The sequence below is a fragment of the Telluria sp. ZT3P26 genome, assembly GCF_059686035.1.
The window spans coordinates 297017-318493 of the sequence record NZ_JCASII010000002.1 but is presented as its reverse complement, the minus strand read 5'-3'; the positions used below and the strand labels follow the sequence as shown (position 1 = coordinate 318493).

24 protein-coding genes and 1 tRNA gene are annotated in these 21477 nt (G+C 63.5%); 10 read left to right on the top strand and 15 right to left on the bottom strand.

Annotated features, from left to right (window positions below):
* Positions 1 to 91 precede the first annotated feature (91 nt).
* Complete coding sequence (locus AC56LN_RS09275) at positions 92 to 1969, bottom strand: potassium transporter Kup (protein WP_499571153.1); 1878 nt, start codon at positions 1967 to 1969, stop codon at positions 92 to 94.
* A gap of 167 nt (positions 1970 to 2136) precedes the next feature.
* Between AC56LN_RS09275 and rarD the strand changes: the two genes are divergently transcribed.
* Together rarD and ettA are read left to right on the top strand one after the other, a co-directional pair.
* A complete protein-coding gene (gene rarD, locus AC56LN_RS09270; protein ID WP_499571151.1) occupies positions 2137 to 3018 on the top strand; it encodes an EamA family transporter RarD in 882 nt (293 codons plus the stop codon).
* 83 nt (positions 3019 to 3101) lie between these two features.
* Positions 3102 to 4769: an energy-dependent translational throttle protein EttA gene (gene ettA / locus AC56LN_RS09265; protein ID WP_499571149.1), complete on the top strand. Its 1668-nt coding sequence runs from the start codon at positions 3102 to 3104 to the stop codon at positions 4767 to 4769.
* A 146-nt stretch (positions 4770 to 4915) separates the two neighbouring features.
* On the opposite strand, the gene AC56LN_RS09260 is transcribed toward ettA, so the two are convergent.
* From AC56LN_RS09260 to AC56LN_RS09220, 9 genes are all read right to left on the bottom strand, one after another.
* Positions 4916 to 5488: a porin family protein gene (locus AC56LN_RS09260; protein ID WP_499571147.1), complete on the bottom strand. Its 573-nt coding sequence runs from the start codon at positions 5486 to 5488 to the stop codon at positions 4916 to 4918.
* 177 nt (positions 5489 to 5665) lie between these two features.
* Positions 5666 to 6196, bottom strand: coding sequence for an alpha-ketoglutarate-dependent dioxygenase AlkB family protein (locus AC56LN_RS09255; RefSeq protein ID WP_499571145.1), 531 nt, complete (start codon positions 6194 to 6196; stop codon positions 5666 to 5668).
* 123 nt (positions 6197 to 6319) lie between these two features.
* Positions 6320 to 6682 carry a hypothetical protein gene (locus AC56LN_RS09250; RefSeq protein ID WP_499571143.1) on the bottom strand — a complete coding sequence of 121 codons (363 nt, stop codon included), beginning with the start codon at positions 6680 to 6682 and terminating at the stop codon, positions 6320 to 6322.
* A gap of 122 nt (positions 6683 to 6804) precedes the next feature.
* Complete coding sequence (locus AC56LN_RS09245; protein WP_482896765.1) at positions 6805 to 7182, bottom strand: MAPEG family protein; 378 nt, start codon at positions 7180 to 7182, stop codon at positions 6805 to 6807.
* 41 nt (positions 7183 to 7223) lie between these two features.
* Positions 7224 to 8054 (bottom strand): Rossmann-like and DUF2520 domain-containing protein, encoded by an 831-nt coding sequence (locus AC56LN_RS09240; RefSeq protein ID WP_499571141.1) that lies wholly within the window; start codon positions 8052 to 8054, stop codon positions 7224 to 7226.
* 1 nt (position 8055) lies between these two features.
* Positions 8056 to 8634, bottom strand: coding sequence for a DUF924 family protein (locus tag AC56LN_RS09235; RefSeq protein ID WP_499571140.1), 579 nt, complete (start codon positions 8632 to 8634; stop codon positions 8056 to 8058).
* 45 nt (positions 8635 to 8679) lie between these two features.
* The gene (locus AC56LN_RS09230; RefSeq protein ID WP_499571138.1) at positions 8680 to 9420 is read right to left on the bottom strand and encodes an MgtC/SapB family protein; all 741 of its coding nucleotides are present in this window, start codon (positions 9418 to 9420) and stop codon (positions 8680 to 8682) included.
* Positions 9421 to 9452: 32 nt separating this feature from the next.
* Positions 9453 to 9719, bottom strand: coding sequence for a hypothetical protein (locus tag AC56LN_RS09225; protein ID WP_183554813.1), 267 nt, complete (start codon positions 9717 to 9719; stop codon positions 9453 to 9455).
* A gap of 1 nt (position 9720) precedes the next feature.
* Positions 9721 to 11574, bottom strand: coding sequence for an aminopeptidase P family protein (locus AC56LN_RS09220; RefSeq protein ID WP_499571136.1), 1854 nt, complete (start codon positions 11572 to 11574; stop codon positions 9721 to 9723).
* A 144-nt stretch (positions 11575 to 11718) separates the two neighbouring features.
* Between AC56LN_RS09220 and AC56LN_RS09215 the strand changes: the two genes are divergently transcribed.
* Positions 11719 to 12315, top strand: a complete 597-nt coding sequence (locus tag AC56LN_RS09215) for a hypoxanthine-guanine phosphoribosyltransferase (RefSeq protein ID WP_499571134.1) — start codon at positions 11719 to 11721, stop codon at positions 12313 to 12315.
* A gap of 167 nt (positions 12316 to 12482) precedes the next feature.
* Here AC56LN_RS09215 and AC56LN_RS09210 read toward each other — a convergent pair whose 3' ends face one another.
* Both AC56LN_RS09210 and AC56LN_RS09205 read right to left on the bottom strand, forming a co-directional pair.
* Positions 12483 to 13436, bottom strand: a complete 954-nt coding sequence (locus tag AC56LN_RS09210; protein ID WP_499571132.1) for an NAD(P)H-dependent flavin oxidoreductase — start codon at positions 13434 to 13436, stop codon at positions 12483 to 12485.
* An 88-nt stretch (positions 13437 to 13524) separates the two neighbouring features.
* Positions 13525 to 13719 (bottom strand): DUF1289 domain-containing protein, encoded by a 195-nt coding sequence (locus AC56LN_RS09205; protein WP_499571130.1) that lies wholly within the window; start codon positions 13717 to 13719, stop codon positions 13525 to 13527.
* 110 nt (positions 13720 to 13829) lie between these two features.
* Between AC56LN_RS09205 and AC56LN_RS09200 the strand changes: the two genes are divergently transcribed.
* Positions 13830 to 14309, top strand: a complete 480-nt coding sequence (locus AC56LN_RS09200) for a hypothetical protein (protein ID WP_499571128.1) — start codon at positions 13830 to 13832, stop codon at positions 14307 to 14309.
* A 145-nt stretch (positions 14310 to 14454) separates the two neighbouring features.
* Positions 14455 to 15534, top strand: coding sequence for an extracellular catalytic domain type 1 short-chain-length polyhydroxyalkanoate depolymerase (locus AC56LN_RS09195; RefSeq protein ID WP_499571126.1), 1080 nt, complete (start codon positions 14455 to 14457; stop codon positions 15532 to 15534).
* A 4-nt stretch (positions 15535 to 15538) separates the two neighbouring features.
* Here the strand turns inward: AC56LN_RS09195 and AC56LN_RS09190 are convergent, their stop codons facing one another.
* Entirely contained in the window at positions 15539 to 15730 is a 192-nt protein-coding gene (locus tag AC56LN_RS09190; RefSeq protein WP_499571124.1) for a cysteine-rich CWC family protein, read from the bottom strand.
* Positions 15731 to 15900: 170 nt separating this feature from the next.
* On the opposite strand from AC56LN_RS09190, the gene argB reads away from it, so the two are divergent.
* The 5 genes from argB to AC56LN_RS09165 all read left to right on the top strand — a co-directional run bounded on the left by argB (position 15901) and on the right by AC56LN_RS09165 (position 20153).
* Positions 15901 to 16830, top strand: coding sequence for an acetylglutamate kinase (gene argB / locus AC56LN_RS09185; RefSeq protein WP_183554827.1), 930 nt, complete (start codon positions 15901 to 15903; stop codon positions 16828 to 16830).
* A 42-nt stretch (positions 16831 to 16872) separates the two neighbouring features.
* Positions 16873 to 16947 (top strand) — tRNA-Thr (locus tag AC56LN_RS09180).
* 39 nt (positions 16948 to 16986) lie between these two features.
* Positions 16987 to 17715 carry a pyrimidine 5'-nucleotidase gene (locus AC56LN_RS09175; protein WP_482896759.1) on the top strand — a complete coding sequence of 243 codons (729 nt, stop codon included), beginning with the start codon at positions 16987 to 16989 and terminating at the stop codon, positions 17713 to 17715.
* Positions 17716 to 17738: 23 nt separating this feature from the next.
* Positions 17739 to 18317 carry a nucleoid occlusion factor SlmA gene (gene slmA, locus AC56LN_RS09170; RefSeq protein WP_499571122.1) on the top strand — a complete coding sequence of 193 codons (579 nt, stop codon included), beginning with the start codon at positions 17739 to 17741 and terminating at the stop codon, positions 18315 to 18317.
* 9 nt (positions 18318 to 18326) lie between these two features.
* On the top strand, positions 18327 to 20153 hold the full coding sequence (locus AC56LN_RS09165; RefSeq protein ID WP_499571120.1) for a chorismate-binding protein: 1827 nt from the start codon (positions 18327 to 18329) through the stop codon (positions 20151 to 20153).
* Here AC56LN_RS09165 and AC56LN_RS09160 read toward each other — a convergent pair.
* Together AC56LN_RS09160 and AC56LN_RS09155 are read right to left on the bottom strand one after the other, a co-directional pair.
* Entirely contained in the window at positions 20141 to 20752 is a 612-nt protein-coding gene (locus AC56LN_RS09160) for an OmpW/AlkL family protein (RefSeq protein WP_499571118.1), read from the bottom strand. The two genes, AC56LN_RS09165 and AC56LN_RS09160, sit on opposite strands and share 13 nt — an antisense overlap.
* A 105-nt stretch (positions 20753 to 20857) precedes the next feature.
* Positions 20858 to 21451, bottom strand: coding sequence for a glutathione peroxidase (locus AC56LN_RS09155; RefSeq protein WP_499571116.1), 594 nt, complete (start codon positions 21449 to 21451; stop codon positions 20858 to 20860).
* Between the last annotated feature and the right edge of the window lie 26 nt (positions 21452 to 21477).

The following is a 21477-nucleotide window of genomic DNA, read 5'->3' as shown; positions in this document are numbered from 1 at the left end:
GGGTATGACCAACGCTCGTACCTTATCGAATCAGTCACATGAAACTGTACGGACTTTGTCTAAGAATTGTAGTCAAGCAAATTCCTGAACATCAAATCTCGATCTGCGTACCCAGCTCGATCACGCGGTTGGTCCGGATCTGGTAATAGTCGGCCGCGCTGCGGGCGTTGCGCGACATTGCCACGTACAGGTGCTCGCGCCATGGCGCCATGCCGCCGCCCGGCGCCGAGATCACGGTCTGGCGCGCGATGAAGAACGACGTTTCCATCATTTCGAATTCCAGGCCCAGTGCGGTGCAACGCTGCAGGATGTCCGGAATATCGGCCTCGTCCTTGAAGCCGTAATGGATATTGAGCTGGTAGCAGTTATGGCCCAGGTCATTGATGACGATCTGTTCTTCTGCCGGCACCCATGGCTCTTCGCGCATGTGCACCGTCAGGAACACGACGCGCTCATGCAGCACCTTGTTGTGCGACAGGTTGTGCAGCATCGCATGGGGCACGCCATCGCTCTCGCCGCGCAGGAAGATGGCTGTGCCCGGCACGCGCGTCGGCGGCGCCACGAACAGCGACTCCATGAACGCTTCCAGCGGGATCGCGTGCTTTTGCAGGTTTGCGAATACCAGCTCGCGGCCCCGTTTCCAGGTCAGCATCAGGGTCAGCAGCACAGCGCCCATCAGCAGCGGGAACCAGCCGCCGTGGAACAGCTTGGTCGTCGTGGCGGCGAACAGCATGATGTCGATCGTCAGGAAGAAGCCCGTCGCCAGCAAGCACATCCACAGCGGCAAGTGCCAGCGGTAGCGCGTGACGAAGAACGTCAGGATCGTCGTGGCCATCATCGTAGCGGTGACCGCAATGCCGTAGGCGCCGGCCAGTTCGTCGGATGAGCCGAAGCCGATCACGGCGATCAGCACCACCACCAGTTGCAGCCAGTTGACTGCCGGGATATAGATCTGGCCGATCTCGCTTTCGGACGTGTGCATGATGCGCATGCGCGGCAGCAGGCCCAGCGCAATGGCTTGCTTGGTCATCGAATAGGTGCCCGAGATTGTTGCCTGCGAGGCGATCACGGCCGCCATCGTCGACAGGATCACCAGCGGAATCACGCTCCACGCGCCGAGCTGGTAATAGAACGGGTTTTCCACCGCAGCCGGCTGCATGATCAACAGGCCGCCCTGGCCAAGATAATTCAGGGTCAGCGCCGGATACGCGATCAGGAACCAGGCCCAGCGGATCGGCTTGGCGCCGAAGTGGCCCATGTCGGCATACAGCGCCTCGGCGCCGGTGATGGCCAGCACCACTGCGCCCAGCGCGATGAACGCGAGCATCTTATTTGCCAGCATGAAGTGCAGCGCATGCCACGGATTGAGCGCGTTCAGGATCACCGGGGCTTCGATGATATTGAAGATGCCCATCGCGGCCAGCACCAGGAACCAGACCGCCATCACGGGGCCGAAGAAGCGGCCGATGCCGGCCGTGCCATGGCGCTGCACGCTGTACAGCGCCACGAGCACCACCACCGCCAGCGGCACGACGTATTGCGACATGCCCGGTGCCGCGACCTCGATCCCCTCGATGGCGCCGAGCACGGAAATCGCTGGCGTGATCACGCTGTCGCCATAGAACATCGTGGCGCCGATGACGCCGATGGCCAGCAGCGGGAAACTCCATTTGGACGTACGCGGGATCGAACTGGTGGCCAGCGCCATCAGGGCCATGATGCCGCCCTCGCCGCGATTGTGCGCGCGCAGCACCAGGATCACGTACTTGAGCGAGACGATGATGGTCAGCGCCCAGAAAATCAGCGAAATGATGCCGAGGATATTCGGCGTATTGAGCGGCAGGCCATGGTCCTCGTCGAACACCGCGCGCAGCGTGTACAGCGGGCTCGTGCCGATGTCGCCATAGACGATGCCCACCGCCGCCAGGGTCAGGGCGGCCAGGCTGCTTTTCTTGTTATCTGAGGTCAAGAGTCACCATCGCTGTTGTAGTGGTGCGGCGCACCATAAAATGAAGTGGTTGGAATTACAAGAAGATTCGGTTGTGCATCATACACCTGTGTAAAACAGGGGGCGCACCAGCAGCGTGCTTCTTATTCAGTGATAATGTCCGCCCTGCAACCTCGCCCCTCCTCCCCATGCGTTCCGGCATCATTTACGCGGCCCTGGCCTTCTTCTGCTGGGGCCTGTTCCCCATTTATTTCCACGCTTTGGGCGAGGTGCCGCCGTTGCAGATCCTGGCACACCGCATGCTGTGGTCGCTGGCCTTCCTGCTGATCCTGCTGCTGCTGCGGCGCGACTGGAAGTGGCTGCAGGTGGTGCGCCAGCCGCGCGTGTTCTTCAGCTTCGTGCTATCGGCCCTGCTGCTCAGCGCCAATTGGCTCGTGTATATCTGGTCGGTGATGAACCACCATGTGATCGAGGCCAGCCTCGGCTACTTCATCAATCCCCTGGTCAATATCGTGCTGGGTTACCTGATCCTGAAGGAACGCATGCGCCCGCTGCAGTGGGCCGCCATTGGCGTGGCGGCGCTGGGCGTGGCCTGGCTGACCTGGCAGGCCGGCACGGTGCCGTGGATCGCGCTGTTCCTGGCGCTGTCGTTCGGCGGCTATGGCCTGCTGCGCAAGACAGCCGCGCTGGGACCGCTCGAGGGATTGTCGTTCGAGACCATCGTGCTGTTTCCGCTGGCCGCCGGCTACGTGATCTGGCTGACGGTGCAGGGCCAGAACGTGTTCATCAATACGGCGTCGGACAGCACGCGCTGGCTGCTGATCATGGCCGGCCCGCTCACGGCGATTCCGCTGCTGCTGTTTGCCACGGGTGCGCGCAAGATTCCACTGTCGATCCTGGGCCTGCTGCAATACCTGTCGCCGACGCTGCAATTTTTGCTCGGGGTGTGGCTGTTCAAGGAGGCATTCAGTGCCGATCGCCTGGTTGGCTTCGTGCTGATCTGGAGCGCGCTGGCACTGTTCGCCGGGGAAGGATTGCTGCGCCGGCAGCCCGCTGCCGCCAAGGCCTGAGCAGGCAGATTTGCCAAGAAATCCTGTGTCGGGTGCGGGTTCTGTCGTATCCTGTGCACCTCGAACAACACCAGAGTACAAGCATGGCCAATTACGTCTATACCATGAACCGCGTGGGCAAAATCGTCCCACCGAAACGCCAGATTCTGAAGGACATTTCCCTGTCCTTCTTCCCAGGTGCCAAGATCGGCGTGCTGGGCCTGAACGGCTCGGGCAAATCGACCCTGCTGAAAATCATGGCCGGCATCGACACCGACATCCAGGGCGAAGCCCGTCCGATGCCGGGCCTGAACATCGGCTACCTGCCGCAGGAACCGCAGCTCGACCCTGAAAAAACCGTGCGCCAGGAAGTGGAATCGGGCCTGGGCGAAGCGTTCGAGGCGCAAGCCAAGCTCGAAGCCGTCTACACGGCCTACGCCGAAGAAGACGCCGATTTCGACGCGCTGGCCAAGGAGCAGGAACGCCTGGAAGCGATCATCTCGTCGTCCGATGGCGGCAACCTGAACCTGCAACTGGAAATGGCCGCCGACGCGCTGCGCCTGCCGCCGTGGGATGCGAAGATCGGCGTGCTGTCGGGCGGTGAAAAGCGCCGCGTGGCCCTGTGCAAGCTGCTGCTGTCGAAACCCGACATGCTGCTGCTCGACGAACCGACCAACCACCTGGACGCTGAATCGGTCGAGTGGCTCGAGCAATTCCTGCTGCGCTTCCCGGGCACCGTGGTCGGCATCACCCACGATCGCTATTTCCTGGACAACGCCGCCGAATGGATCCTGGAACTGGACCGCGGCAGCGGCATTCCATGGAAGGGCAATTACTCGTCGTGGCTGGACCAGAAACAGGCACGCCTGAAGCAGGAAGAATCGACGGAATCGGCCCGCCAGAAAGCACTGGCGAAAGAACTCGAATGGTCGCGCCAGAATCCGAAGGCACGCCAGGCCAAGTCGAAAGCCCGCCTCGCGCGCTTCAATGAACTGTCCGAGTACGAATACCAGCAGCGCAACGAGACGCAGGAGATCTTCATTCCCGTGGCGGAGCGCCTCGGCAATGAAGTCATCGAATTCAAGAACGTCTCGAAAGCCTTTGGCGACCGCCTCTTGATCGACAACCTGTCGTTCACCGTGCCGCCAGGCGCGATCGTCGGCATCATCGGCCCGAACGGCGCCGGTAAGTCGACGCTGTTCAAGATGATCACCGGCAAAGAGCAGCCGGATAGCGGCGAAGTCAAGATCGGCCAGACCGCGCGCGTGTCCATCGTCGACCAGCATCGCGACGAACTGGCCAATGCCAAGACCGTGTTCGAAGACGTCTCGGGCGGCGCCGACATGCTCAGCGTCGGCCGTTTCGAAATGCCGTCGCGTGCGTACCTGGGCCGCTTCAACTTCAAGGGTTCGGATCAGCAAAAGATCGTCGGCAACCTGTCTGGTGGTGAGCGTGGCCGGCTGCACCTGGCCAAGACGCTGCTGCAAGGCGGCAACGTCCTACTGCTCGATGAACCGTCGAACGATCTGGACGTCGAAACGCTGCGCGCGCTGGAAGATGCTCTGCTCGAGTTCGCCGGTAGCGTGATGGTCATTTCCCACGATCGCTGGTTCCTGGATCGCATCGCGACCCACATCCTGGCCTTCGAAGGCGATTCCCAAGTGACCTTCTTTGACGGTAACTATCAGGAATACGAAGCCGACAAGAAGAAGCGTCTGGGTGAAGAAGGTGCCAAGCCGAAGCGGATTCGTTACAAGCCGCTGACGACCTGATCACCTATAGCATGTAGGGTGGACGGGTCTCCCGTCCACGCGTTCAACGATCCTTGATCATTCACTAAAATCACGTTGATTTGAACGCGATGTCAACACCCATAAAAAAAGGCCCCGAAGGGCCTTTTTTTCAACCTGCGTTCTGCTTAGAACGAGTATTTCGCGCCGATGGTCAGTGCGTTTGGACGCACGCCGAAGTCACGGGTGCCGCCGAAACGCTCGTATTCAGCGATCACAGCCACGTCCTGGTTGATGTTGTACTGAACACCCAGGGCGCCGTAGGCGTTGTTGTCGCTGTCGCGACGGCTCAGCGACGAGTTGATTGCCGACAGTTCGTTCACGTCATGCGACACGCCCAGCTTGGCGTAACCGACAACCTTTTCGGTCAGCGGCGAGCTGAACTTGGCTGCGACGTAGCTCGAACGACCATCGATCTGGCCGCTGGCGTTGTTGGCGCCCAGGCTGTAGTAGATGTCAGCGCTGCGGTAGTCGGTGTGACCGACTTCCACTGCCCAGTTCGGGGTGAACTCGTAGCCGCCGAACAGCTTGGCCGACGCCTTGATGGTGTCGATGTCAGCGCGGGTTGCGCCTGGAACACGCGACTCATAGTCGGTAGCGACTGCACCGGCGCCGACGTAGGCGCGCGGGGTGAATTCTTGGGCCTGGACAGCCGACACAGCGGCGGTGGTGGCGAGCAGGGCGACGATCAGCTTTTTCATCTCTAATTCCTCTTTTTGTTCATCTAGTTCGTGATTCACAATGAATCGCGATAGGGTCAAGATAACACTGTGGAAAGATTACGTCCGTCGCGATTCCGTAAGAACTGTAAGCAAGTGTAACTAAATGACCCATCAGTAAGTAATATTTGCCACCCTATAAGCGGTATTACTGAGAAATTAGACGATTTTCCTGAAAGTTAGATTAATTCTTCCTTGTAACGATTTTGTCATCTTGTTGATCCCATGCAACCAATATTGTTGCGCATCGCCCGCCATCAACAGCAGGCTGCCATCAGTCAACGGCACCCGCACCGTCTGTCTGGTGTGCTTGTGTTTCAATATGAAGGTGCGCGCTTCGCCAAAACTGAGTGACGCGATGGCAGGTCGCGTGCCCAGTTCGGGCTCGTCATCGCTGTGCAAGCCCATGCTGTCACGCTCGTTGCGGTAATAGTTCAGCAGGACGCTGTTGAATGCATGCCCGGTCGCAGCCTCGACGGCATCGCGCAGGGTCAAGAGCAACGGGGTGAAGGGTGTGGGCTGCAGGCGCAGGCCGGAATAGGCATAGGCTTTCTCGCCATACCAGGCACTGAGCCGGGGTTGCAGATGCCGCTTGCCATAGATGACCACGGTTTCTTCGCGCCAGTCGGTCTCGGCCAGCAGGCGCGCGAAGACATCGGCATTGGACCATGGCAGCGGCAACTGGGCCATCCAGCCCAGTTCACCATCGTCAAGCGGCAGCGGGAGCAGGCCCGCTTGCGGTGCAAATAAATCCATCGAGAATCATCACGCCAGGCATGGTGAAGGCCACCATGGCGCCCATTCTCGCATGGCTTATGCGTAGGCTTCAGCCAGGCTCATGACGCGTGGCTCGATCTTGATGCCGACATTCCCGAACAGGGCATCAAGCGACGCCAGGTTGGCGCTGCACTCGTCCGATTTCCAGCCCTTGAACAGGTCGGTGCCATCTTTCTGGAAATGCAGCTCCAGCACCTTGCCCTTGTCGCGGTGAACATAGTTCTGCTGGTGGACATTCTGGAAGCCCAGCTCGGCCAGGCCCGCCAGCACGGTGTGCGGCGGATTGTCCGGATCGGTGGCCAGGAATACACCGAAGGTCTTGCCCGGGGGCTTGGCCGCGACGTCGACTTCGTAAATCCCAGGCGCCTTGGTGGCGTTCGTACTTTTCAAAAACAGCATCACGGTGCTCCTGGCGCGCTAGTGACCCGCGAGATAGTTCGCGGATCGCTTTTCAGTTAATCAGTCTGCCAGCATATTTCCATATGGGAACTTTGTCGATCGAAGTTTTCGCTTTGTCCGATTTATCGCATGACCAGGCCAAAAACTGTGGCGCCAATCAACGCGGCGCTGGCCAGCATGCTCACGATGAAGCCGATTTCGCGCTTGGCCGGATCGCGGTAATAGCCCAGCGCATACAGGATCCGTCCCACGCACCACAGCAAGCCCCCGGCAGCAGCCCAGGTGTCACCGAGGAATATGGCGCACAGCCACAAGGGCACGAGCACCAGTGGCAGCAATTCCAGCGTATTCATCTGGACGCGATGGGCGCGCAGGAAACCTTCGGGACCGTCCATTGACGGGGCCGGTACCTTGAACTGGATACGGGCGCGTGCAGCATTGCCCCAGGTCCAGAAATAGACACCAAGAACGGCGAGCGTGGTCCAGGCGGTGAGAATCATGGTATGTCCCTTGCGATGCGTATCGTGAATCGTTGTGGTGATCAGGTAGTACCGTGCTTGCGCCGCGCCAGGTCGGTCGTCAGCGGGACCAGCGCGCCGTACAGGCGGCCCGTCGCCTCGTCCCAGTCCAGCAAGGCCTGCTCTTGCCGCGCCACGGTGGCCAGGTCGCCACGCGCGACAGGGCCGCTGAGCGCTGCGGCCGGGCCGAGGCGAAACACATTGGCCAGCGTCTCGGCGGCCAGCGGTTGCGCCAGTTCGCGCGCCACGGCTTCGGGAATGCCGGCGGCCTGGTAGGCGCGCAGCGCCGCGTCGAGCACGGTGGTCAGGTAGTTCGACGCGAACACGGCGGCCGCGTGGTAGACCGTCTTGGCCGCGCCATCGATCGGCACGAGGCGCGCGCCGATGGCCTCGAACGCGGGGCCCAGCAGCGCCAGCGCCGCCGCGTCGCCCTCGACGCCGCAAAAGGTGCCGGCAAATGCGCGCGCCACCTGCTGCGGGTCGGCGAAGCTGCGGATCGGGTGCACGCTGGCCACCAGCGCGCCGCCTGCATGCGCCGCCTGCAGCGCAGCCGACGCTTTCGCGCCGCTGCAGTGGAACACCACGGCGCCAGTCAGGTCGTGCGCCTGCGCCAGCTGCGCGGCCACCGGTTCGATCTGATCGTCATTCACTGCCAGCAGCCAGGCTTGCGCCGGGCGCAGCTGCGCGACATCGGCGCAGGCGTGGCCGGCGCCGATGAATGCCACTGCCGCCTGCGCGCTGGCAGGCGAACGGGTCAGCACATCCTGCAGCGTGAACGCACCGCTGGCGGCGAACAGGCGGCCCAGCACGCGGCCCATATGGCCTGCGCCGACCAGGTTCAGCGTCGGCGTCATGTCAGAAGCCGGCGCCGGGCTGGCTCAGGTAGTCGAGTTCTTCGGGTGTCGAGGCACGGCCCAAAATCGGATTGCGGTGCGGGAAGCGGCCAAAGCGCGCGATCACGCCGCGGTGGCGGTGCGCATAGTCGAGCACCTCGCCGAAACCCTCATGGTCGGCAGCCAGCGCGGTGAACTGGTCGACCGCGAGCTGCTGCATGGCGGCGTCTTCGGCGTGCTCGAACGGCATGTAGATGAACTGGCGCTCGATCGGTGCAAGCGCCATGTGTTCGCCGGCGTCGACCATCTGGCGCGCCGCGCTCAGCGCCAGCACATCGCCGGCGAACGATTCCGGCGCGCCGCGGTACACGTTGCGCGTGAACTGGTCGAGCACCAGGATACGCGCCAGCACGCCGCGTGCGCCCTGCTCGTCCCACTCGCGCAGGCCGCCCGCAATCGCGTGCGTGATCGTCGTGCCGAAGCGTTCGCGGATGACCGCGTCGAACGCGGGGTCCTTGCGGTACCACTCGGCGCGCGCCTTGCCGTGGTCAGGATGGGAAGCTGGCAGGAACCAGAAATCGAGAACTTCTTGTGCGTCCATGAATAAACCCCGTTGGTATTGTTATGGTGATGCAGTCAATATTGATCAGTTGCGTGCGTGGGACAGCTGGAACGCCTCGATGCCCTCGGTGGCACCCAGCTCGCGCGCCAGTTCCGACAACGGCGCGCCGGTTTTGCGTGACAGCGCCAGCGCCACGAAGCGCCACTCCTGGCGCCCGTCGTCGCTGCTGATGGTGAGCGAACTGCCGGCGATTTCATAGCCGCGCGACAGCGCCAGTTCGCGGATTGCCGCTTCGCGCGGCAGAAACTCGGGCCGGAAGCGCATCCGCACCGCCACCGCGTGGCGCGACGGCAGTAGCGTTTCCAGGCGGTTCAGGTAAATCATGATCATCGACGCCAGAAACGCCAGCCCCATCGCGGCCAGATAGAACCCGATGCCGACCAGGATGCCGATGACCGACGAGGTCCAGATCGATGCAGCCGTCGTCAGGCCGCTGATGTTGAAGCCTTCGCGCATGATGACGCCGGCGCCGAGAAAGCCGATGCCGGTCACCACGCCCTGGATGATCCGGGTCGGATCGCCGGTCGCCATGCCCGCATGGCCGCCGTACCAGAACTCCGGGTAACCGGCCAGGATCGTCAGTGCCGCCGACGCCATGCACACCAGGCCATAGGTGCGCATGCCGGCCGCGCGCCCGTGGTAGGCGCGCTCGTAGCCGACCAGAAGCCCGAGCAGCAAGGCCCCGGCCAGGTGCAGCAGGATCAGGCCATTGGTGAACAATTCCCGGCCGGACCAGTAGGCCGAGAGCAGGTCGCGTTCCGTCATGCGCGTGTCAGCGTGTCAGTGAGCGGGCGCGCTCAGGCCGGCGGCTTCTTGCGCACCAGCTGCTTTTCGAACGCGATGTCGTTCTTGCTCATGCGCGGCTGCTCCTGCGGCCCCAGGCCCTTGACGAAGGTGACGAAGTCGTCGAGCTCCATCGGTGCGCACAGCGGCGGGCTGCCGGGCGCTTCGGACAAATAAAAATGGCCATCGCCGGTGCGCGCCATCGAGTACAGCGGATTGCCGGTGCGCTGCTTGAGACGGTCGACCGCGCTGCTGGCGCGCGTGGAACGGGAACTTGCCATGTCAGATCGCCTCCGTGCGCAGCATGAGCCACTCGAATGCGGCGCCTTCGACGTGGGGCGTCAGGCGTGCACGAACGGTGGCATGGTAGTCGTTGAGCCAGACAATTTCGTCCGGCCGCAGCAGCGAACGATCGAGGCAGCGGGTGTCGATCGGGCACAGTGTCAGCGTCTCGAAGGCCAGGTATTCGCCGAATTCGGTCTTGTTGGCGGCCACGTTGAGCACCAGGTTTTCGATGCGGATGCCCCAACGGCCCGGGCGATAGATGCCCGGCTCGATCGACGTGATCATGCCCGGCTCCATCGCGGTGTGCGGGTCCGGCGGCACGGCCGGCGAAATCGTCTGCGGGCCTTCGTGCACGTTCAGGAAGTAGCCGACGCCGTGGCCGGTGCCGTGGCCGTAGTCGATGCCGGCAGCCCAGATCGGGGCGCGCGCGATCGCATCGAGCAGCGGTGCGCGGGTGCCGCGCGGGAAGTGGGCGCTCGACAGCGCGATCAGGCCTTTCAGCACCAGCGTGTAGTCGCGCCGTTGGTCGGCGCTCGGCGTGCCGACCGGGATCACGCGCGTGATGTCGGTGGTGCCGCCCAGGTACTGGCCGCCCGAGTCGATCAGCAGCAGGCCGTCGCCTTCGATCGTGGCGCAGGTGGCGGCTTCAGCGCGGTAATGCATGATCGCGCCATTGCTGTTGAAACCGGCGATAGTCGAGAAACTCGCGCTGACGAAGTTCGGGCGGCGCGCGCGGGCGGCGGTGATGCGCGTGTCGATGTCGACTTCGTTGATTGCACTGCGCTGTCGATCCGCCAGCAGCGGCTCGAGCGCGGCGAAGAACTCGCACAGCGCGGCGCCATCCTGCTCCATCGTGGCGCGCACGTTGACGGCCTCGCTATCGAGCTTGCGCGACTTGGCGAACGTGGTCGGGTTGATCGCCTCGACCACGTTTACGCCGCTGGCCACGCTCGCGCGCATGCCGGCCGTGACGCGGCGCGGATCGAGCAGCAGCGTCGCGCCTTCTGGCAGCGCTTCAAGCGCATGCACGGCGTTCTCGTACGGCGCCAGGTGCACGTCGTCCGCTTCCAGGCGCGCCCGCACCTCAGCCGGCACCTTGCCGTCGCCGACGAACAGCGTGGCGTCGCCACGGCCGATCAGCGCGTGGGCCAGGAACACGGGATTGAAGCTGACGTCGGCGCCGCGCAGGTTGAACAGGTAGGCGATGTCGTCGAGCGTCGAGAGGAAGTGAAAACCGGCACCATGCGCTTCCATCGCGGCGCGCGTGGCGTGCAGCTTGTCGGCGCGGGTGGCAGTGGCAAACGGCGGCAGGTGCTCGAATACGGCGTCGGCCGGCAGCGCCGGACGCTCGCTCCAGACATCGTCCAGCAGGTCGAGATCGGTGCGCAGCACGACGCCCCTGGCCTGCAGCGCGTCGGCCAGCAGGCGTGCGCCGGCCAGGCCCAGCACGCGCGCATCGACGGCAGCAGTCTGGCCGGCGGTCAGGTTGGCAGCGAGCCAGTCGACGTGCAACTGGCTGGCTGCGCCCGGGATCTTCATCAGCGCGATGTCGGTGCCGGCCAGTTCGGTTTCGGCCTGCGTGAAGTAGCGGCCATCGGTCCAGACGCCGGCAAATTTCGCGGTGGCGATGAAGGTGCCGACCGAGCCCGTGAAGCCGGACAGCCATTCGCGGCCCTTCCAGTGACCGGGCAGGTATTCCGACAGGTGCGGGTCGCTCGACGGCACGATGACGGCGTCGATGCCGTAGCGCGCCATGGCAGCGCGCAGTTGCGCGAGGCGGTCGGCGCGGACACGCCGGGAATCGAGGGAAGCGTCAGGGGAAGAGCGGGCTTGTTCGGTGGCTGCGGACATGGGCGGGTGCGTCGATTTGTTTTCCAAGCTGCGTATGATACGCCCCATTTGGCGTGGCCGACATACGCGGGGCACCCCAACCGGAACACCCTCCAGCCCGGGGATCACGCATAATGGCGCGGCATCCACCAGACATAGAGACCCATGCTCGATTTCCATCATGAGCGCGCCCGCGCGCTGTTGGCGAACGCCACGCAGATCGTCACCCCGACTGAAGTCCAGGCCGCTGTCACCAGCGTCGCCGACCAGCTCAATGCGCGCTTTGCCGCGCCGGGCGCCACCGAGTTCCCGCTCGTGCTGGGCGTGATGGGCGGTGCGGTCGTGTTCACCGGCACCCTGCTGCCGCAACTGGCCTTCCCGCTCGACTTCGACTACATCCATGTCAGCCGTTACGGCGACGACGACCGTGGCGGCGAACTGGTGTGGAAAGTGATCCCGCGCCAGAACGTCGCGGGCCGCACGATTTTGCTGGTCGACGACATCCTCGACGAAGGCGAGACGCTGGCCCACGTCAAGCAGCGCCTGCTGGACATGGGCGCGGCCGAAGTGATGGTCGTGGTATTTGCCGACAAGGACCTGGGCCGCGCCAAGCCGATCACGGCCGATCTGGTCGGCTTGAGCCTGCCGAACAAGTTCGTCGTCGGCTTCGGGATGGACGTGTATGGCTACTGGCGCAACCTGCCGGGCCTGTGGACGATCCGGCCCGAGGATTTGAAACAGCCCGAGGCGCCGGCAGTCTGAGCCGGGCGATGCCGGTGTCGATGCTGTAGGGTGGAAGGCTGCGCCTTCCACGCGTTCAACCAACGGCGTCCCTCCGCTACGACAAGCTTCTGCACCAATAGGGTTTGAACGCGTGGACGGGATACCCGTCCACCCTACGCCCGAGGTGGTCGTACGCCACCATCTATTTACAACGCGAGACGCGCGCGCGCCGCCATGTACTCGGCGCTCAGGCGCGCGACCATGTCGGCCACTGTCGGCACGTCGTCCATCAGGCCTACGCCCTGCCCCGCGCCCCAGATGTCGCGCCAGGCCTTGGCGCTGCCCGAACTAAAGCTCATCTTGCTCTTGTCCGATTCGGGCAGGTTGTCCGGGTCCAGCCCGGCCGCGACGATCGATTTTTTCAGGTAATTGCCGTGCACGCCCGTAAACAGGTTCGTGTAGACCACGTCGGCCGCCGTCGATTCGACGATCGCATCGCGGTAGTCGTCGCTGACGTTCGATTCCTTCGTCGCCAGCCAGCGCGAACCGATGTAGGCAAAGTCGGCGCCCATCGCCTGCGCGGCCAGGATCGCGTCGCCGGTGGCAATCGAGCCCGACAGCGCGATCGGTCCCTTGAACATCTTGCGGATTTCGCCCACCAGCGCGAATGGCGACAGCGCGCCCGCATGGCCGCCGGCGCCAGCGGCCACCAGGATCAGGCCATCGACGCCCGCTTCCAGCGCTTTTTCGGCATGGCGGATCGAGACGATATCGTGCAGCACGATGCCGCCGTACGAATGCACGGCGTCCATCATCTCGCGCGGCGGCGCGCGCAGCGACGAAATGATGATCGGTATCTGGTGCCTGACGCAGACTTCGACGTCATGCGCCAGGCGGTCGTTCGACTGGTGGACGATCTGGTTGACGGCGATCGGGCCGACCTTCTTGCCCGGATTGGCCGCCGCGTAGTCGGCCAGCTCGCGCTGCAGGTCGGTCAGCCAGACGTCGAGCATCTCGGCCGGCCGGGCATTGAGTGCCGGGAACGAGCCGACGATGCCGGCCTTGCACTGGGCTGCCACCAGCGCGGGTCCGCTGGCAATGAACATCGGCGAAGCGATGACAGGAAGGGACAGGTCTTGCAGCGCGGCGGGCATCGTCATGGAAGCTCTCGGTGGTGGATGGAGGATGGGCTTGATTATAGCCTTGAGAAAAGTACGACCGTGCTAGATTCCTGCCTCTAAACGATCGTTACTGCCAGTCGATCTCGCCCTCGCGGCGCCGGATCTCGGCCCAGATCGCACGCTTGGCGTCGTCCGTGGCCGTGCCCCAGGCGACGATTTCATCGATCGTGCGCAGGCACCCCTGGCACAGTCCCGTCTCGGGGACCATCTGGCAGATATTGATACAGGGCGACGGTACGGGGGTGTGCAGTTCGGGAGCCATCGTTCGCAGTGGTGGAAAATAAAGTGGCATTATCGCGCGGCTGGCAGCGCCGCGCCGCCTGTTGCTTGCATTTACTATACTGGGGTAACGCTACTTTGCACGAGGTCCCCATGACATTGCGCCATGTTTTCCTGGCTGGCCTGTTGGGCCTGTCCACGGCCGCCTCCGGCCAGATGCTGTCGCCGGACGGCTACGGCAAGATTCAGTTCGGCCAGCGGCTCGACGCCGTCGAGCGCCAGCTGGGCCAGCGCGCCGCGCCCCGTCCGGCCGACCCGGCCTGCTCGATGGTGGCGTTCAAGCGGTATCCGCAGGTGCGCTTCATGGTCGAAAACGGCGTGATCACGCGTGCGGATGCCAAGCGAATCGTGCGCAACAGCGCCGGCATCACGGCGCGCATGTCGGTCAAGGATGCGCAGCGCCACCGCCCGGCATTGCAGGTCGGACCGCACAAGTATGACGAGAACGGCCAGTACCTGACGCTCGCACAGGGCAAGGACAAGGCGCTGATTTTCGAAGCGAGCAAGGGCAAGCTGCAGCGCATGCGCGCGGGCATCAAACCGGCGGTGGAGTACGTGGAAACCTGCGGATGAGCACGTGTTCGTTGCCGATGTGATCACGAAGATCAATGTTCCGTATCTAAGATAACAGCATATATCCGGGCCGTTCGGCAACGTCGGCAAGGTTCGTGTAAGCTCATGGCCTGAAATTGGTGCAGTGCACAAAAAAAGGAATGCCATGAAACTCAACCGACTCATGCTCGCGCAGATGCGCAGCGCTACCCGAACGCTATGGCGCTCGGGTCCGGTGACCCCTGGCGCAGCAGTGCGGCAAGCGATGAGCAACGTCAACGCGTTGCACCGGGTTGCCCGACAACAGATGCGGGACTTCACGATGACGGCGACGCTACCGGAATCCGCGTCGGAATCCGCCCCAAACATTGCTCCTGCCGCTGCGCCCGCAACAACGGCTAACGCGCCGCTGACCGGCACCTTCATCGCCGGCAGCCACAAGAACGACGCCGGCACCCGCGACTACAAGCTTTATGTTCCGGCCAGCTACACGGGCGCTCCCGCACCGCTGGTGGTGATGCTGCACGGCTGCACGCAGGACCCGGACGACTTCGCCGCCGGCACCGGCATGAACGTGCTGGCCGAAGAGGTCGGCTGCCTGGTGCTGTACCCGGCGCAAAGCAAAAGCGCCAACCCGTCACGCTGCTGGAACTGGTTCAACGCCGTCGACCAGCGCCGCGATGAAGGCGAACCATCGCTCATCGCCGGCATGACGCAGGCGATCATGGCCACCTACAGCGTCGATGCCAGCCAGGTGTATGTGGCCGGTCTGTCCGCTGGTGGCGCGATGGCCACCATCATGGGCACGCTGTATCCCGACCTGTACGCCGCCGTCGGCGTGCATTCGGGTTTACCGTTCGCGTCGGCGAACGATCTGTCGTCAGCCCTGGCGGCGATGAAAGGCGACTTCCGGCGCAGCCAGCTCGAGAACCAGCCGCTGCCGGTCATCGTGTTCCATGGCGACCGCGATACGACGGTGCATCCGGCCAATGGCGAAGAAGTGGTGGCGCAAGGCGCACGCCACCTGCCGCAGCCGGGCACGACCGAACCGGGCAACGTACCGGACGGCCATGCCTACACGCGCACGCTGTACCCGGCCACCGATGGCACCGTGCAGGCCGAGCACTGGCTGGTGCATGGCGCCGGCCACGCATGGTCCGGCGGGCAGGCGCACGGCAGCTACACCGACGGCAAGGGGCCTGACGCCAGCCGCGAAATGATGCGCTTCTTCCGTACCCAGCGCTGAGGCGTCAGGGCGGCGTGGCAGATGGTGGCTGGTCCTGCGCGGCAATGTAGGCGCGCAGACAGGCCGGACACCAGCAGCCCACGGCTTCCTGCGGCACCGCCACCGCCGGCGGCAATGCCGTACACCAGCACGGCGCGCTGTCACCATCGGCCATCGCGCAGCTGAACAAAGCGCCGCAGCGTGTGCAACTATTCATGGTCTGAACAGCCTTGAAGATGAATGACGAACGGCGGGAATGGCATGGCAGGAGTAGAGTGGTGGGTACTGCTATAAAATACAACGAAACGCCGCCCACTCCCCACAAGGTTTACGCTGTTTTTATGGCATTTGGCTGTAAAATCTCGCGACAATTATTTCGGACTCTCCATGAACGCTCAAGTGACCAGCCTGACCACCGACGACCAACCTAACGACCTCGCGGGCGTCTCCCCGGCGATCAAGGCGCAGATCCTGGCCGAAGCGCTTCCGTACATCCGTAATTTCCACGGCAAGACCATCGTCATCAAATACGGCGGCAACGCCATGACCGACGAGCGCCTGAAGCACGGCTTCGCACGCGACGTCATCCTGCTCAAGCTGGTCGGCATGAACCCGGTCGTGGTGCACGGTGGCGGCCCGCAGATCGACAATGCGCTGAAAAAAATCGGCAAGCAAGGCACGTTCGTGCAGGGCATGCGCATCACCGACGAAGAAACCATGGAAGTGGTGGAGTGGGTGCTGGGCGGCGAAGTCCAGCAGGACATCGTCATGCTGATCAACCACTACGGTGGCCAGGCCGTGGGCCTGACCGGCAAAGATGGCGGCCTGATCCGCGCGCGCCGTATGGCAATGCCTGACAAGGAAAAACCGGGCGAGTTCCTCGACATCGGCTTTGTTGGCGAGATCGACGCCATCAACCCGGCTGTCGTCAAGGCGCTGCAGGACGACGCGTTCATCCCGATCATTTCGCCGATCGGCTTCGGCCAGGACGGCCAGGCCTACAACATCAATGCCGACGTCGTCGCCGGCAAGATCGCCGAAATCCTGAAGGCTGAAAAGCTGATCATGATGACCAACATCGCCGGCGTACAAGATAAATCGGGTAACCTGGTCACCGACCTGTCGGCGCGCGAAATCGACGAGATGTTCGCCGACGGCACGATCTCGGGCGGCATGCTGCCCAAGATTTCATCGGCCCTCGACGCTGCCAAATCGGGCGTGAACACCGTTCACATCATCGACGGCCGCATCGAGCACTCATTGCTGCTCGAAGTCTTGACCGAACAGGCTTTTGGCACTATGATCCGGTCTCATTAAATTTTTTGTGGCGGAAACAATCGCCACAGAAAAACCAGTACCGCCCTTTTAGCTCAGTGGTAGAGCACTCCCTTGGTAAGGGAGAGGCCACGTGTTCAATCCACGTAAAGGGCACCATCGCTTCACCTCCCCTCTGCTTTACCAACGCCTCGCACCGTGGCCACTTCCCTACCCCGCGCACCTGTCTGGTTATTTGACCTCGACAACACCCTGCACGACGCTTCGCACGCCATTTTCCCGGCGATCAGCGCCAACATGAACACCTATATCGCGCGCGTACTGAGCCAGAACGGCGAGACCGCCACGCAAGCGATGATCGATGCCGCGCGCGTCGGGTACTGGAAGCGCTATGGCGCCACCCTGCTCGGCATGATGCGCCATCACCAGGTGTGCCCGACCGACTTCCTGCGCCAAACTCACGACATCGGGCCGCTGGCCGAGCTGCTGCGCTTCGAGCGCGGCCTGGGCCGCCTGCTGCGCCGCCTGCCCGGTCGCAAGATCCTGCTGACCAATGCGCCCAACTCGTACTCGACCGAGATCGTGCGCCGCCTCAAGCTGCACAACCATTTCTCGCACCACGTGGCGATCGAGCACATGCACGTGCACCGCCAGTTGCGGCCCAAGCCATCCAAGCTGATGCTGCGGCGCCTCTTGCGCAAGCATGGCGTGGCCGCGCAGCGCTGCATCCTGGTCGAAGACACGCTGGCCAATCTGCGCACCGCGCGCCAGCTGGGCCTGCGTACCGTCTGGGTCACACAATACCTGCGCATGGCCGATCCGATCGGCACCGCCCCGCTGCCGAGGACATTGAAATGCCCCGGTTACGTCAATGTCAAAGTAAAATCCGTGCGGCAACTTCCTGCGCGGCTGTCGAGGCTGCGTTAATCGATCAACCACCTAGGGATCCCATGGCAAGCACGAAGCCCGGCCAGCGCAAGCTGCAAATCCTTCAGGCCCTGGCCGCGATGCTCGAGCAGCCCAAGGGCGAGAAAATCACCACTGCCGCCCTGGCCGCGCGCCTGGGCGTCTCCGAAGCGGCGCTGTACCGCCACTTTGCCAGCAAGGCGCAGATGTACGAGGGCTTGATCGAGTTCATCGAGAGCTCAGTATTCGGCGTCATCAACCAGATCACGGAACACGAAGAAGGCGGCCTGGATCAGACGCGCGCGATCGTGCAGATGCTGCTGGGCTTTGCGGCGAACAATCCGGGCATGACGCGCGTGCTGATCGGCGACGCGCTGGTCAACGAAGACGAGCGCCTGCAGCACCGCATGAATGCGTTTTACGACAAGGTCGAGCTGGCGTTCAAGGGGGCCTTGCGCGTGGCCGTCACGCAGGGCCATGGCCAGGAAGCCGACGTCGCCGGCCGCGCGAGCCTGTTGATGAATTACGTCACGGGCCGCTGGCACCGCTTTGCCAAGAGCGGCTTCAAGGCCAATCCCGTGGACGGCACGGCGCTGCACCTGTCGTTGCTGCTGGCAGCGTAAAATCCGGGGATGGATACTGGTGAAGTCTTTGCCCTGCTCGACGATGCGCGCGCCACGCACGAAGCGCGTTCGCGGCTCTACAGCGGCCATGCCGGCACGCTGACCTGTGATGATGCCAGCGGCTGGCCGCCGCTGCTGGCGGCCCTGCAGGCCGCGTTGCAGCAGGGCTTGTACGCGGTGCCGCTGCTGACGTACGAACTGGGCGCGCACCTGCAGAACCTGCCGGCGCGCCCGGTGGACGGACCGCTGGCGCAGGTGCTGCTGTTTTCGCACTGCGACCATCTGACCGGCGAGCAGGTCGCATCGTGGCTCGCCACACGCAGCGCAGGCCAGGACCAGATTGCCGGCGTGGCCGGCATCACGGCCAATGTCGACGAAACCCAATTTGTCGACGCCATCGGCCGCATTCGCGCACTGATCGAAGCGGGCGACACCTACCAGGTCAACTACACCTATCGCTTGCGCTTCGACGCCTTCGGCCCGCTCGTCGCCCTGTATGCGCGCCTGCGCGCGCGTCAGCCGGTGCCGTATGGCGCGCTGGTGGCGCTGCCGGATGGCCGCGCGCTGCTGTCGTTCTCGCCCGAGCTGTTCGTGCGCCACGAGGCCGGTATGCTGCAGGCGCGGCCGATGAAGGGCACGGCGCGCGCCAGCGGCAACGCCGACATCGATGCCGCGCGCGCGCGCGACCTGGCGCAGGACACCAAGAACCGCGCCGAAAACCTGATGATCGTCGACCTGCTGCGCAATGACCTGGGCCGCGTGGCGGTCACCGGCAGCGTGCAGACGCCCGTGCTGTTCGACGTGCAGCGCTACGGTGCCGTGCTGCAGATGACGTCCACGGTGCAGGCGCGCCTGAAGCCCGATGCGGCGCTGGTGGATATCTTTGACGCGCTGTACCCGTGCGGCTCGATCACGGGCGCACCCAAGCGCCGCGCGATGGAGATCATCCACGACCTCGAACCGGCTGCGCGCGGCGTCTACACCGGCGCAATCGGCTGGTTCGATCCGGCACCAGCCGGCCACGCGTTCGGCGACTTCTGCCTGTCAGTGCCGATCCGCACGCTGGCACTCGCAGCGCCACAAGATGGCGTGCGGCGCGGCGAACTGGGTGTGGGCGCCGGCATCGTCCACGACAGCGAAGCGCATGACGAATTCGCCGAGTGCCAGTTGAAAGCAGGCTTTTTGACCGGGCTGGCCAACGATGTCACGCTCTTCGAAACGCTGCGCGCGTCACGCGAGCACGGCTGCCGGCATGTCGAGCAGCACCTCGAGCGCCTGCGTGCATCGTGCCGCTATTTCGGTGTTCCATTCGACCGGGGTGCGGCGCAGGCGGCCCTGGACGCCGCCTGCCTGGCGCTGCCGACCGACGAGGTGTACCGCATGCGCCTGGCCATCGATGCGATGGGCGCGCTGACGATCACGTCAGGCGTGCTGGCGCCGTTGCAGGAGCCGGTGATGGTGCTGCTGGCCGATGAGCCGACGGCCAGCAGCGATGTCTTCCTGCGTCACAAGACAAGCCGGCGCAGCCGCTACGATGCGGCCTGGCAGGCGGCTGAAGCGCGTGGCGCGTTCGATGCGCTGTTCTTCAACGAGCGCGGTGAATTGACGGAAGGTGGGCGCAGCAATGTGTTCGTGCGCGTGGGTGACACCTGGATCACGCCGCCGCTGACCTGTGGCGTGCTGCCTGGCATCATGCGGGGCGTGCTGCTGGCAGCGCCCGCATGGCATGCGCGCGAAGGCGTGATCACGCGCGCGATGCTTGACGCAGCCGACGACATCGTCGTCTGCAACGCGCTGCGCGGGCCGCTGCGCGCGGTGCTGCTTCAGAACCGGTAACCGACACCCAGGCCGAACAGCATCGGATCGACTTTCAGGTGGCTGATATTGGCGCCGCCGACGATCACGTCGCTGCGGATATTGACGCGCTTGATGTCCGCGTTGAGCGACCAGTGCTCGTCCAGGCGGAAATCAACGCCAGCCTGCAGCGACAGGCCTACGCTGTCGTTCTCCAGGTCAGCCGCGCCATTGAGCAGCTTGACGCTCGAGATGCGCGTGTAATTCACGCCCACGCCCACGTACGGATTGAAGGTGGCGCCCGGTGCGAAGTGGTATTGCGCGCTCAGCGTTGGCGGCAGGTGCTTGAAGCTGCCGATCTTTGTGCCGGCCAGCGTCACATCGTGCTTTTGCGGATAGGTCAGGATCAGTTCTGCCGCGAAGTTCGGCGTGAAGAAGTAGCTGATGTCCAGCTCGGGAATGGTCTTGTTGCTGACCCTGATCGTGTCCGCCGCGCCCACACCGCCAACCGGGCTCGATTTGTTGTCCGGCTCAATCTGGACGGCGCGTGCACGCACCAGCCATGGCGATTCCTGGGCCAGCGCCTGTGCAGACGCCACGGCAATCAGGGCCACTACTACGGATTTCAGCATCGTTGTCATTTGTTCTTACCTTTCGTTTTTAAATTACTGCTACGAAAGTAAGCTTATTGATGTGGACCCAAAAAAACGTTGATCCACATCAAAATGACCATGCTGTCAGTAAGGTTACAGGGCTTTTTCGATCATACCGACCAGTTGCGGGTCTTCCGGCGTGACCTTGCTCGGGAAATACTCGAGCACCTTGCCGTCGCGCCCGATCAGATACTTGGTGAAGTTCCACTTCGGTTCCTTGCCCGTTGCCTTGATCAGCTGCGCGTGCAGCGGGTTCGCGTCCGGCCCCTTGACCGAGGTCTTGGCAAACATCGGGAACTTCACGCCATAGGTGTTGTAGCAGAGGTCCGCGATTTCTTTCGCGTTGCCCGGCTCCTGCTGGCCAAAATCGTTCGACGGGAAGCCCAGGATCACCAGGCCGCGACTGCCGTACTTGGCGTAGATCTTTTCCAGGCCTTCGTACTGCTTGGTAAAGCCGCAGTAGCTGGCCGTGTTGACCACCAGGACCACCTTGCCACTGTACTGGCAGAGGTCTTGCGGCGCTTCGTCCTGCAGGCGCTTGAAGCTGTGCTTGAGCACTGCCGGGCAGGCGGCCGGATTCTTGCTCAGTACCGGCGCTGGGGCAGCAGGTGCGGCCTGTGCACTCGCAGGCGGGATGACGCTGACAGCAGCGGTGGCGGCGAGCAGCAGGGCAATGGTCTTGATCATGGCGTGGTATTGACGAGGTGGAAGTA